The organism is Sphingomonas sp. CFBP 13706, assembly GCF_014842355.1.
In the GTDB taxonomy this organism is placed as follows: domain Bacteria; phylum Pseudomonadota; class Alphaproteobacteria; order Sphingomonadales; family Sphingomonadaceae; genus Sphingomonas; species Sphingomonas aerolata.
The window spans coordinates 260669-273125 of sequence record NZ_JACYVM010000004.1; the positions used below are offsets into that span (position 1 = coordinate 260669).

Here is a 12457-nt window from a genome sequence, read left to right on the forward strand (position 1 = left end):
TGGAGAAATCGAAGGGAGCAGCGTCAGCGCTCGCGAAGATCGGGGACGCTGTATAATGAGGGTTCGTCGTCGGCGGTGCCGCGCGCGAAGACGGCGATGTCGCCCGGCATCACCTCCTGCCGGGCCCACCGGTCCCATCCGATATGGATGAAATCCGGCGGGCCGAAGATGCGCAGCGCGGCGCTGTATTCGTCGCCGCGAAACCCGACAAAGTGCAGCGCGGGGCGGACGCTCACAGCATCGGCATGCCGCCCGTCACCGGCAGCAGCGCGCCCGACATGTAGCTGCCTTCGTCGGAGGCGAGCAGGACATAGGCCGGGGCGAGCTCGCCCGGCTGGCCCGCGCGGCCGAGCGGCGTGTTCTGGCCGAGCGTCTCGAGCTCGTCGCCGCCCTTGGCGATCGGCTGGATCGGCGTCCAGACGGGGCCGGGCGCGACGCAGTTCACGCGGATGCCCTTGGGGGCGAGCAGGTTGGACAGCCCGATCGTCAGGCTCGCGATCGCGCCCTTGGTGGTCGAATAGACGATCATGTTCTCGGTCGCGATCTTCGCCTGCACGCTGGTCGAATTCACGATCGCGGCGCCCGGCTTCATGTGCGGCACCGCGGCCTTGGCGAGGCGGATCATCGCGAAGACATTGGCGGAAAACGCATCCTGCATCTCGTCGTCGTCGATCCCGTCGAGCCCTTCGTTGGTCGTCTGCGCGGCGGCGTTGTTGACGAGGATGTCGAGCTTGCCGAGATCCGCGACGGTGCGCTCGACCAAAGCCGCGCAGTGATCGCGGTCGCGAATGTCGCCGGGCAGCAGGATGCAGCGGCGTCCGGCCTTCTCGACCCAGGCCTTGGTCTCGTCCGCATCGGCCTGTTCCTCGGCGAGATAGGAGATCGCGACGTCGGCGCCTTCGCGCGCATAGGCGATCGCGACCGCGCGACCGATCCCCGAATCGCCGCCGGTGATCAGCGCGACGCGGTCTTTCAGCAGCCCCTTGCCGACATAGCTGTCCTCGCCATGATCGGGCTTGTTGCGCATCGCGGTCTCGAGACCGGGGCTCGGCTGCTGCGGTTCGTTCGGAAAGGACGTGGGGGCGCTGCTGCGGGGATCGCTCATAATCTCGTGTCCTGCGTGGAGTTTAGGGGGGATATGCGGGTCGAACGAACCAGCACGCGCATCGCTCCGCCGCGGGAGGCCGATCGCGCAGTTGCGGGGCGTTGCGGGCAAGCGTAGGTGTCGCGCATGGCCTTTGTCAGCGTCACCCGGCTTCGCTTACGTGCGCTGCGGTTCGTGCCGCTGTTCGCGCTCGATGCGCTGAGGACCACCGCGCAGGTGCGGCGTGCCGACGGGTATCTCACCGGGGCCATCCTGCGCGACCGTGCGCTGACCTTCTGGACGATGACGGTCTGGCGCGATGCCGCGGATATGCGGCGCTATATTACTGACGGTTCGCATCTGAAGGCGATGCCGAAGCTGATGCACTGGTGTGACGAGGCCAGCATCACCCACTGGACCACCAAGACCGCGAACCTGCCCGGCTGGGACGAGGCGGATCGGCGGATGCGCGGGGAGGGGCGGCCGTCCAAGGTCCGGTATCCGAGCGCGGACCACGCCGCGCTCGACTACCGCCCGCCGCGGCTGACCGGCGCGGCACCGATCCCGCCGCGCCGGGGGTGATCACCCGGTCGCTGCGCTTACCATTCGATGCCGATCTTGCCGAAATGCGCGCCGCTCTGCTGAAGCGCGAACGCCTCGGCAAGCTGGTCGAGCGGGAAGCGGCGGTCGACCACCGGCTTGATCCCGGTCGCGTCGATCGCGCGGACGAAGTCCTGCTGTTCCTGACGGCTGCCGACGATCAGGCCCTGGAGCCGCGCCTGCTTGCCCATCAGCGCGGCGGTCGGGACCTCGCCGCTGTTACCCGTCAGCACGCCGATCAGCGAGATGTGCCCGCCGACACGGACCGCTGTGATCGACTGCGCCAGCGTGCCCGGGCCGCCGACCTCGACGACATGGTCGACGCCGCGCCCGCCGGTCCAGTCGACGACCTTGCGTCCCCAATCGGCCTCGTTGCGGTAGTTGAGCGTGAAGTCGGCACCGAGCGCGCGCGCACGGTCGAGCTTCTCATCCGATGACGAGGTGATCGCGACCCGCGCGCCCATCGCCTTGGCGATCTGCAACGCCCAGATCGAGACGCCGCCGGTGCCGAGCAGCAGCACGGTGTCGCCCGCCTTCAACTTGCCGTCGACGACGAGCGCACGCCATGCGGTCAGCCCGGCGGTGGTGATCGTCGCCGCCTCGACCGCGTCATAGCCCTTGGGCGTGTGCGTGAACGCGGTCGCAGGGAGGACGACATGGTGCTGAGCAAAGCCGTCGATGCCGTCGCCGGGCGTCCGCGAGAAATCGCCGATCGTCGGCGTGCCGGTCTGCCAGTCGGGGAAGAAGCACGAGACGACCTGATCGCCGACCGCGAATTCGGTCACGCCGTCGCCGATGCTCTCGACCACGCCTGCGCCGTCGGACAGCGGGATGCGGCCGTCCTCGGTCGGCATCCGGCCGGTGACGACGCCCAAATCATGGTAGTTGAGCGAACTGCCGTGCAGCGCGACACGGATCATCCCCGCGCCCGGCACGCCCGGATCCGCACGGTCTTCGCTCTGCAGCGTGTCGAGCCCCGCGGGCGTTCGCAGCGTCATGGCCTTCATCGTCAAACTCCTGATGTTCGCGCCCCCAACGGCCGAGCCGGGCAAACAGCCGCATGCTATGTCGGAAGCTTTACCCGATCCCCGGCACGTCCCGACGTCAGACCCGGTGAAGCAGCGCGTCCAGATCGGCCTCGCCCAGGATGCGGATCGCGCTACCGTCGCGACGATAGGCCTCCGCCTTCAACCGGGCGGGATGCGTGCGCAGCGCACGCGCCTGCGGGTCAGGGCCGGCGACGAGCAGGATCGTCGTGGTCGCGCCGACCGAGGTCATCACCCGCGCGCCGAGCGCGGCGACCCGGTGTGCGAGCGGCCCGTCGCGCGGCTGGCCGAGCAGCGCGATCCGTTCGCCGCGCAACGGCCCGTCGAGCGCCGCGGCGGGGGCGGGGCCGGCGACGCGCGGCGGGGCGAGCCAGTCGGCGAGCGTCAGGCCGGTATGGTCGATCGCCTTGACGATCACCCAGCCCGCCGCGCGCGCATCGCTCAGCGCGTCATGGTGGCGATGCTCGATCCCGAGATAGCGCGCGAGCTGCCCGAGCTTGTGGTTCGCCAGATCGGGCCAGGCGCGCTTGGCGACGCGCACGCTGTCGAGCCAGGTCGTCTCGATCGCCGGGCGATCGTGCACGCGGCACGCGGCGGCGAGCGCCCCCTTGTCGAAATAGGAATGCGCGATCGTGGTCCGCCCCGACAGATGCGCGGTGACCGTCGCATGGACGTCGGCAAAGCTCGGCTGGCCGACGACATGATGCGCGGCGATGCCGTGGATCCGCGTGTTGAACGCGTGAAACTCGTCGCGCGGATCGACCAGCGTCTCATAGGCGAATACCTCGGCACCGTTCCGGAAGCCGACGATCCCGACCTGACAGATGCTGCTGACGCGCGCACAGGCTGTCTCGACGTCGATCACGACGAAATCGGGCACGGTCTCGTCTAGGTCGTGGGCCAGCGGTTGCAGCGCGGTCGTCGTCAGCATGGCGTCACCCCTAGCGCCGACCTGAGCGGCACGCGATCCCCCATCACCATGCGCATCAGCGAAGCTGGCTGTCCTTGCTGCCACGGCGGTTGAACAGCGAGGCCGCGGGCCGATCGCGACCGCTCTGGCAGGCGATGCACGTCCGTACGCCCGGCACGGCCTGGCGCCGGCCTTCCGGAATGTCGTCACCACAGGCGATGCACTGTTCCTCGCTCTCGCCGACCGGCATCCGCGCGCGCGCCGCCATCACCGCATCCGTCACAGTATCGTCGATCTGATCCTGCACCGCGCCATCGCGCGTCCAGCCGCCTGCCATGCTTCGTCTCCGTTCGTGCCCCGATCATGTCAGGTGCCTGACCTATATGGGAAAGCATCGTCGGCATTGCACGTCGGCGGCTCCGGCGGCGGCTCCGGCGGCGGCGCCAGCTAGCGTCCTGCGCTATCCGGATCGCCGAGCGCGCGGCGCAGCGCGGTGACCTCGGCGTTGAGTGCGCGCAGCCGGTCGGGAGTCATCCCGCTGCGATCGACGATCATCGGCGCGAGGCACCCCGTACCCGCCCAACAGGTCCGGCCCGCCGGGGTGAGCCGGACATGCATCTGCCGTTCGTCCGCCGGATTGCGCAGCCGCGTGACCAGCCCCGCCGCCTCGAGCCGTTTGGCCAGCGGCGTGATCGTGCTGGGCTCGAGCGCGAGCCGTTCGGCGATCGCGCCGATCGTCCGGCCATCCTCCGCCTCGTGCAGCGTCTGGAGCACGAGGAACTGCGGATAGGTGATGCCGAGCTGGTCGAGCATCGGCTTGTACGCGCGGTTGATCGCGATCGTCGCGGCGTAGAGCGAGAAACAGAGCTGCTCGTCGAGCGGGAGGGGCGGGGGGACTGTATCGGACAACGGCGGCTGATCGGGCACGGTAAGATGGCTCCTGACTGTGGCCCCGACCTACCATGCCGATCTTTATCGTGGCAAACGACGCGGCAGACCGAAGCCCGCCGCGTTCTGTCTGGTGGCGATCAGTCCTTCGCGCTGCCGGGTTCGGCCATCTTGCGATGTTGCTCGGCGAGGACCGAGCCGGGTACGACATTGGCGATCACGCCCTGCAGCTTGGTCATCCAGCCCGAGAAGACCGAGCCCTTGCCCGCCATCAGCGCGTCCCAGCCATCGCGCGCGACATCGGCCGGCGAGCGCTTGTTGGGATCGGTGCCGACATCGGTGTCGTTCATGTCGGCGCGGTCGAAGAATTCGGTGTCGACCGGCCCCGGCATCAGCGTGGTCAGCGTGACGCCGTCCGCATCCTTGATCTCGTTGCGGAGCGCTTCGGTGAAGCTGTCGATGAACGCCTTCGACCCGTTATAGACCGCCTGGAACGCGCCGGGGATATAGCCCGCGACCGAGCCGGTCACGAGCAGCTTGCCGTCGTTGCGCGCGACCATCGCGGGCAGCACTTTCTGTACCAGATACAGCGTGCCCATGATGTTGGTGTCGATCACCGCGCGCCAGTCGGCGACGCTCTGGTCGAGGAAACCGTGTCCCAGACCGCGGCCGGCATTGGCGCACAATATGTCGATCTGGCGCCCGTTGGTCGCGGCGAGCAGCGCGTCGACGCCGTCGGTGGTCGACAGGTCGGCCTCGAGCGCCGTTACCGTGGTCCCGAACTGGCGGAAGTCGGCCGCCGCCGCCTCGATCAGCGCCTCGTCCGCAACGACGAGGATGTCATAGCCGTCCTGCGCCGCGATCGTCGCGAGTTCGAAGCCGATGCCCGTCGAGGCGCCGGTGATGACGGCGAATTTGCCGTGCGGTGATGCTGTAGCCATGGGTCGATATCCTCTCAGTTGAAGCCGGGCTTGAGCACGACCTTGGTCACTTCGTTCTGATCGTCGTGGAACATCTTGTAGCCCTGCGGCGCCTCCTCGAGATCCATGCGGTGCGAGATGAGGAAGGTCGTGTCGATCTTCTCCTCAAGGATCGCGTTGAGCAGCGCGGGCATGTAATGCTGGACGTGCGTCTGGCCGGTCTTGAGCGTCAGCCCCTTCTCCATGAACGCGCCGAGCGGGAACTTGTCGACGAGCCCGCCATAGACAGCGGGCATCGAGACGCGGCCGCCCTTGCGGCAGGCGATGATGGCCTGGCGGATCGCGTGTGCGCGATCGGTGCCGAGGAAGGTCGACTTCTTGATCTGGTCGATGACGTTGTCGACGAAGAAGCCGTGCGCCTCCAGCCCGACGCTGTCGATCACCGCATCGGGACCGATCCCGCCGGTCATCGCCATCAGCGCCTCATAGACCGCGCTTTCCTCGAAGTTGATCGTCTCCGCGCCGAAGCGCTTGGCGAGCGCGAGGCGCTTAGGGAAATGGTCGATCGCGATGACGCGCTCGGCGCCCATCAGGAACGCCGACTGGACCGCGAACAGCCCGACCGGGCCGCAGCCCCAGACCGCGACGGTATCGCCGGGCTCGATCTGCGCATTCTCCGCCGCCTGCCAGCCGGTCGGCAGGATGTCGGAGAGAAACAGCACCTTGTCGTCCTCGATCCCGTCGGGGATGACGATCGGGCCGACATCGCTGAACGGCACGCGGACATATTCCGCCTGGCCGCCCGCATAGCCGCCGGTCATGTGGCTATAGCCGAACAGACCGCTCATCGGCTGGCCGTACAGCTCCTGCGCGATGTCCTGATTGTCCGCGGGCAGGCCGTTGTCGCAGGCGGAATATTGGTGCTTGCCGCAGTGATAGCAGCTGCCGCACGCGATCGTGAACGGCACGACGACGCGCTGCCCCTTCTTCAGCGTCGACTTGGGGCCGGTCTCGACGACCTCGCCCATGAATTCGTGGCCGAGAATGTCGCCCGCCTGCATCGTCGGGATATAGCCGTCATAGAGATGCAGGTCGGAGCCGCAGATCGCGGTCGACGTCACCTTGATGATGCAGTCGCGCGGGTTGAGGATCTCGGGGTCGTCGACCGTGTCGACGCGAACGTCGTGGCGGCCATGCCATGCCAATGCACGCATCAGGCGAACTCCTCGTCATGCTGTTTGCGGGTGAAGGAGCCGGTCGCGATCTCGCCCGTCTCCATCAGTTGCTTGAACCGGCGCAGGTCGCGGCGCGCCTGGATCGCGGGTTCGCGCTGGAACATCTTGGCGACGATCTTGCCGACGATGCCGGCGGGCGGATCATAGACGATCGTCGCGGTGACGACGGTGCCGCGCGCGCCGGCGTCGCGGAACTCGACCCGGCCGCTGTTCGCGACATCGGCGCCCGGTTCGGAGGTCCAGGCGATCACCCGGTCGGGCGTCTCGTCGGTCACGACCGCGTCCCATTCGACCGTGCGGCCAGCCGGCGCCTTGACCACCCAATGCGACCGCGTGGGGTCGATCGGGGTGATCGACACGACATTCTCCATGAAGCGCGGCAGGTTGGTGAAGTCGCGGAAATAGGCGAACAGCTCGGCCGCCGGGCGATTGATCGTCACCGTGCGGCCGACGATGCTGTCCCCGGTCGTGGTCGGCAGGCCCTCGGCGGCGATCGGGTCGCCCTTCTTCCAGGTCGTCGGGGGCGCGTCGTCGGTATGGTCGGTAGGGGACTGCGACATGTCCGTTCTCCTGTCCAATGATGCTGTCCCAACGCGTCAGTCTGGCGGGGAGCCGGTGGGCGCCGGGCGGTTCGTCGCAACATAGCGACGGCTCGTCGTCAGCCACCCGGGAAATTGATGTCGCTCAGTAGATTTCTCTCGGCGGGGCGGCGGGGAACCCCGACGCATAAAAAACTACCGACCGGTACAGAAGGCTGTTGACGTTCGGGTCGATCGGTTTGTATACCGCTCGGTATCGAAGGTTGCTCCGACGTCGGAACGACACTGTCACCACGACCGCACCCGCGCTGCCCCATGCCGTGCCGATGGACCCTCCATCGACGCAGGTCCGGTGCTGCCCGATCCGAAAGGGGATATTCATGGCCTATCTCGACCTCGACACGCATTTCGCCGCACCCTGTGGCACGCGCAAAGCCGCGCGGGCTGCAGCCGCCGCGCCAGTAAATCCGGCCGCGAACCTCGCCGCGGATCTGGCCGCCGATCTGGTGGTCGATCTCGCAGGTGACGCCGCCGACGAGACGGCGGGGTTTTCCGCGCTCGAATGGAGCGTCATCGCGCTCGCCAAGCGCGACACGCTGCGCAGTCTTGCCAGCCCCGGCGCGGTGTCGCGCGCGATGGGCGGGCTGTTCGGGCTGGGCAGCCGGTCGCAGCTCGCCGATCCGCGGCTCGAGGCGTTGCGGCGGATGGCGGTCTATGCGTGGCGGCGCGGCTTCGCGCTGCCGATGACCGAGATCCGCGCGTTTCTTGCCGCGGGGTTCGTCGAGGCGCAGATGGAGACGCTCGTGGTCAGCGTCACCGGGATGCGCGTCGGCGCGACGACCCGCGCACAGCTCGACGGCTGATACCCCGCGCGAGACGGCTTGACGTCACAATGTGACAGATCCACGACAGTGCCAGAGCAGGGGGCAACGACCCCTTGCCGCACAGGAGAGGATCTATGAAAACGACGTCCGCCGTTGCGGCGATGCTGGGCACGACCCTGGCGATCGCATCCCCCGCGCAGGCCCAGACCGCAAGTGGCGCGACCGCCGCCGCCGCACCGGTCAACCGCATGGTCGTGTTCGGCGACAGCCTGGCCGACGGGGGCTATTATCTGACGCTCGACCCGCGGCTGCCGCGCGACGCGGGCAGCTTCACGACCAATCCCGATCCGGTCGCCCCCGAAGTGGTCGCGGCGCGGCTCGGGCTGCCGCTGACCCCGGTCTATGGCCAGGGCGGGACCAATTATGCGGTCGGCGGCGCGCGCGTGACCGCGGCGAACGCGCTGTCGATTCCGATCACGACTCAGATCACCAACTTCCTCGGCGCGGGCGGCACGTTTGGGCCGCGCGACCTCGTCTATGTCCAGGGCGGCGGCAACGACTATTTCGCGTTCCTGGCCGGGGGCGGCGCGAACCCGGAGATCCTGACCACCGCCGCGACGCAGCTCGCCACGCAGGTCAGCCGGCTGCAAAGCGCGGGCGCGCAGCGGATCGTGACTATGGCGGTGCAGACCGGCGGCGCGGCGGGGCTCGCCTTGTTCAACCGGACCTACGCCGCGGCGCTGGCGGCGGCGAACGTCAACGCGCTGTATTTCGATACCGACCGGCTGTTCAACGAGCTGGTGACGAGCCCGGCGACCTATGGCTACACCAACATCACCGGGGTCGCCTGCACCGTGCCCTCGTCGCTCGCCTGCACGCGCGCGACCTTGGTCACGCCCAATGCGAACGAGACCTATATCCTCGCCGACAGCGTCCACCCCGCGGGCATCACGCAGCGGATCCAGGGGCAGGCGATCGCCAGCCTCGTCCAGGCGCCCGAGCAGATCGCCGGGCTCGGCTATGCGGCGCAGGCGATGTTCCGTGCGCAACGCGACCTGCTCGAGGGGCCCGAACGCGGCGGATCGCAGCGCGACGGTCGCGCGCTGTCGGTGTTCGGCGGTGCGGCCTATCATTATTACGCGAGTGGCAATTCGGCGCAGCGCGTCGGCATCACCGAGCGGGGCTTCAGCGGGACGCTCGGCGCGGACCTCGCGATTGGCGAAGCCTCGGGCGTCGGGATCGCAGGCGCCTATTCGGACGGGACGGGCGATTTCCAGAACGGGGCGGGACGCTACAAGCCGCGTGCCTGGTCCGCGAGCGGCTATGCGCGCGGCGAACTGGGGCCGGTCCGGCTGCTGGCGGACGGGACCTATGGCGAGATCGACTATCGCCAGATCCGGCGCAGCGTGCAGCTCGGGCCGACGATCCGCACGCATGACGGCGAGACCGACGGCAATTACGTCGCGGGCCGGATCACGGGCGCGCTCGACCTGGTCAGCACCGGCGGCCTCGCCTTCGGGCCCGATCTGGCGGTGCAATATGACCGGGTACGGCTGGCGGGCTATGCCGAGGCGGGCGGGCTGTCGACCGCGGCGGCGTTCGGTCGGCAGCAGATCGAGAGCCTGACGGGCCGGTTCGGCGCGGTCGTGCGGTCGCTGCCGGGCGAGCCGGTCCGCGTGTTCGTACGGGCGGGCTATGAGCGCGAGTTCGACGACGATCCCCGCACGCTGACGATGACCCCGACCGGCGCGCCGATCCGCTTCACCAGCAGCGTCGAACGCGCCGATCGCAATTATATGAGCTATGCGATGGGGGTCGACGGACAGGTTGCCGGCGCGCTGTCGCTGCGCGCGGGCGTCGCGGGCTATGCGCTGCGCGACGACCGCGACAGCGTGACCGCGTTCGCCGGGCTGTCCGCGGCGTTCTGAACGCGGGCGTGCCGGACCGGGGCGTACGCGTCCCGATCCGGCCCGTGCGTCAGAACCCCTTCTTCAGCGACACGAACACCTGGCGCGGCGCGCCGGCCAACAGCGTCTGGTTGTCGCCGCTGGCGGTGAAGCCGTTCGAGCCGATCGTCGAGATATAGCCCTTGTCGGTCAGGTTGGTGACGCTGCCCTCGATCGACACGCCGTGAAGCGGGCCGTCCCCCTCGAAGCGGTAGCCGATGCTGGCATCGACGAGCACGCGGCCCGGTACCGACTGGTCGTTCAGATAGGTGAAGTAGCGCTTGCTCATATAGTCCGCGCCGACCCGCGCGGTGACGCCCGACTGTTCGAACACGATCTCGCCCTTGACCATGTGCTCGGGACTGTCGACCGCGGTCTTGCCGTCGGTCGCGACCAGCACCGTGCCGCGCGCATCGAGCACGTCGTCGGCATATTGCGAGTTGTTGTACGAGTAGCTCGCGAACAGCGACAGCGGCGTGAACACGCGGTAGGTCAGCGCGACCTCCGCGCCATAGGTCCGGACGCTGCCGACATTGTTGAGCGTCGCCGGGTTGCCGATGATCCCCGCGCCATTGGCAAAGCCGAGCAGCCGGTTCGAGAAGTCGATATAATAGCCGACCGCCGAGGCCTGGACCGGGCCCTGGCGGAAGCGCAGCCCGCCTTCCGCGGTCTTCGAGCGTTCGGGCTTCAGCCGGTCGCGGATCGCGTTGAACCCGGCCTGCGTGGTCGAGAACGGCCCGGTCGTCGCCGACGAGACATAGGCGCGGACGTTTTCCTTATAGTCCGCGAACAGCTCGGTGCCCGGCGCGAGCTTGAAGAGCAGCCCGGCCTGGGGCTGGAACCAGTCCTTGGCGGAGATCCGCCCGACCGCGAGCGGCGAGGTCGTCGCGGGCAGCATGATCGCATGGTTGGTGACGGTAAAGCCCTTCCACCCGGCATTGAGGGTCAGCCGGTCGTCGGCGAGGCGGAGCGTGTCGCCGACATGATACTGGATCGTGTCGGTGGTGTATTTGCCGTCCCATTGCGTCGCATAGGGATTGTCCTGGAACTTCAGCACGTCGCGGTTGGGCGTCGCGGTATCGGTCATGCTGTAGAAGCGGCGTGCCTGGGTGAAGCTGTTGCTTTCATACCAGCCGCCGAGTTCGAGCGTGTTCGCACCCGTTTCATAGGCCAGGTTGCTGAGCGCTCCGCCGCGCTTGATCGCATATTCGGTGGTGCGGAAGCCGAGCGGGCTGGCGGCGGCGATCGGCGTGCCATCGGCATTGGCGGCGCCGGCCGGGGTCGGCGAATAGGGCGTGATCCACGATCCCTGGCCCTTGTTGTCGTGATAATAGCCGGTGGTCCTGAGCGTCAGGCCGGGGGTGAGGTTGGCGTCGAACGTCACCCCGCCCAGATAATCGCGACGGACGCCCGCGGCGTCGAAATAGACGTCGTCGACCGTGCCGATCCCGGCGGGAAACGCGGTGCCGACGCCCGCCCAGGGCTGCGCCGCGCCCGCCGCTGCTGCCGCCTGGTTCTGCGCGACCTTCGCAATCTGCAGCGCGAGCGGATAATTGTCGGCGATGTTGTCGTTGCCGAGCCCGCGGCGGCGGATGATGTCGTAGCTCAGATCCTGGTAATCCTGCTCGCGCCGGTCGGAAAAGTTGAGGAACGCCGACAGGCTGCCGAGGCTGCCCAGATCCTTGACGATCTTGCCGTTCGCCTGGTGCTGGCGCTGGACGCCCGCACCCTTCCACTTGTCGGTGGTGAGGAACCCGTAGCTCAGATAGCCCTTCAGCCCGCCGCCGAGATCGCCGCTGTCGATCCGCGCGAAGCCGCGATAGGTGTCGTTCGAGCCATAGGTGCCGCCGCCGGTGACGTTCAGCGTGTCGCGCGGTTTGTCGCTGAAGAACTCGATCGTACCGCCGAGATTGCTGGTCGAGGCGGTGCCGAGCGCGCCTGCGCCCTGCGCCACGTCGGTCCGCGCGACGTTTTCGGAAATGATCGCGCGGCTGATGTGCAGGCCGTTGACGTTGCCATAGCTCATGTCGCCGAGCGGCACGCCGTCGAGCGTGAAGCCGAGCTGGTTCTGGTTGAACCCGCGCAGTGAGATCCGGACCGCCCATTCATAGGCGCCGAACGGATCGGCGGCCTGGAAATTGACGCCCGGCAGCTTCTCGATCGCCTTCAAGGGGCTCGACCCCGGCGTCAGCCGCGAGAGATCGGCGGCGGTCACGCTCTGCACCTGGCGGCTCTCGCCAAAGCCGAGCACGACGATCTCGTCACCCGGCGGCGCGTCGGCGGCGGGCGTCGCGACCGGCAGCGATGCAGGGTCGCCCGCGGTCTGCGCGGCGGCGGGCGCCGTGACCGCGATCGCGACCGTGGCGACGCCCGTGAGCAAGGTGGAGAGATAGGTCATGAAGCGTCCCCTTGGCCGCGACCGCGCAGCCTCGGGGGGATCCATTAACCAGATCCGTGACGTGGCC

The 12457-nt window shown here is 68.2% G+C and carries 13 protein-coding genes; 3 read left to right on the forward strand and 10 right to left on the reverse strand.

What is annotated here, in order from left to right; translation table 11 throughout:
• Positions 1-23: 23 nt before the first annotated feature.
• Both IFS44_RS10085 and IFS44_RS10090 read right to left on the reverse strand, forming a co-directional pair.
• Positions 24-236: a hypothetical protein gene (locus tag IFS44_RS10085; RefSeq protein WP_192098346.1), complete on the reverse strand. Its 213-nt coding sequence runs from the start codon at positions 234-236 to the stop codon at positions 24-26.
• The gene (locus IFS44_RS10090) at positions 233-1105 is read right to left on the reverse strand and encodes an SDR family oxidoreductase (protein ID WP_197977815.1); all 873 of its coding nucleotides are present in this window, start codon (positions 1103-1105) and stop codon (positions 233-235) included. The genes IFS44_RS10085 and IFS44_RS10090 overlap by 4 nt, the downstream gene beginning before the upstream one ends.
• 126 nt (positions 1106-1231) lie before the next feature.
• Between IFS44_RS10090 and IFS44_RS10095 the strand changes: the two genes are divergently transcribed.
• Positions 1232-1666 (forward strand): DUF3291 domain-containing protein, encoded by a 435-nt coding sequence (locus tag IFS44_RS10095; protein ID WP_192098347.1) that lies wholly within the window; start codon positions 1232-1234, stop codon positions 1664-1666.
• Positions 1667-1683: 17 nt separating this feature from the next.
• Here the strand turns inward: IFS44_RS10095 and IFS44_RS10100 are convergent, their stop codons facing one another.
• From IFS44_RS10100 to IFS44_RS10130, 7 genes are all read right to left on the reverse strand, one after another.
• The gene (locus IFS44_RS10100) at positions 1684-2691 is read right to left on the reverse strand and encodes a zinc-dependent alcohol dehydrogenase family protein (RefSeq protein WP_192098348.1); all 1008 of its coding nucleotides are present in this window, start codon (positions 2689-2691) and stop codon (positions 1684-1686) included.
• Positions 2692-2788: 97 nt separating this feature from the next.
• Positions 2789-3661, reverse strand: coding sequence for an exonuclease domain-containing protein (locus tag IFS44_RS10105; RefSeq protein WP_192098349.1), 873 nt, complete (start codon positions 3659-3661; stop codon positions 2789-2791).
• Between the two features lie 55 nt (positions 3662-3716).
• Positions 3717-3977, reverse strand: a complete 261-nt coding sequence (locus IFS44_RS10110; protein ID WP_192098350.1) for a DksA/TraR family C4-type zinc finger protein — start codon at positions 3975-3977, stop codon at positions 3717-3719.
• Positions 3978-4087: 110 nt separating this feature from the next.
• Positions 4088-4549 (reverse strand): MarR family winged helix-turn-helix transcriptional regulator, encoded by a 462-nt coding sequence (locus IFS44_RS10115; RefSeq protein WP_244650136.1) that lies wholly within the window; start codon positions 4547-4549, stop codon positions 4088-4090.
• A 119-nt stretch (positions 4550-4668) separates the two neighbouring features.
• Complete coding sequence (locus tag IFS44_RS10120) at positions 4669-5469, reverse strand: SDR family NAD(P)-dependent oxidoreductase (RefSeq protein WP_037530287.1); 801 nt, start codon at positions 5467-5469, stop codon at positions 4669-4671.
• A 14-nt stretch (positions 5470-5483) separates the two neighbouring features.
• Positions 5484-6662: a zinc-dependent alcohol dehydrogenase gene (locus tag IFS44_RS10125; RefSeq protein WP_037530290.1), complete on the reverse strand. Its 1179-nt coding sequence runs from the start codon at positions 6660-6662 to the stop codon at positions 5484-5486.
• Positions 6662-7243 (reverse strand): SRPBCC family protein, encoded by a 582-nt coding sequence (locus IFS44_RS10130; RefSeq protein ID WP_192098351.1) that lies wholly within the window; start codon positions 7241-7243, stop codon positions 6662-6664. Before IFS44_RS10130 ends, IFS44_RS10125 begins: the two co-directional genes overlap by 1 nt.
• A 359-nt stretch (positions 7244-7602) precedes the next feature.
• On the opposite strand from IFS44_RS10130, the gene IFS44_RS10135 reads away from it, so the two are divergent.
• Both IFS44_RS10135 and IFS44_RS10140 read left to right on the forward strand, forming a co-directional pair.
• Positions 7603-8085 (forward strand): hypothetical protein, encoded by a 483-nt coding sequence (locus IFS44_RS10135; protein ID WP_192098352.1) that lies wholly within the window; start codon positions 7603-7605, stop codon positions 8083-8085.
• Positions 8086-8180: 95 nt separating this feature from the next.
• Positions 8181-9974: an autotransporter domain-containing protein gene (locus IFS44_RS10140; RefSeq protein ID WP_192098353.1), complete on the forward strand. Its 1794-nt coding sequence runs from the start codon at positions 8181-8183 to the stop codon at positions 9972-9974.
• 49 nt (positions 9975-10023) lie between these two features.
• Here IFS44_RS10140 and IFS44_RS10145 read toward each other — a convergent pair whose 3' ends face one another.
• Positions 10024-12390, reverse strand: coding sequence for a TonB-dependent receptor (locus IFS44_RS10145; RefSeq protein WP_192098354.1), 2367 nt, complete (start codon positions 12388-12390; stop codon positions 10024-10026).
• Between the last annotated feature and the right edge of the window lie 67 nt (positions 12391-12457).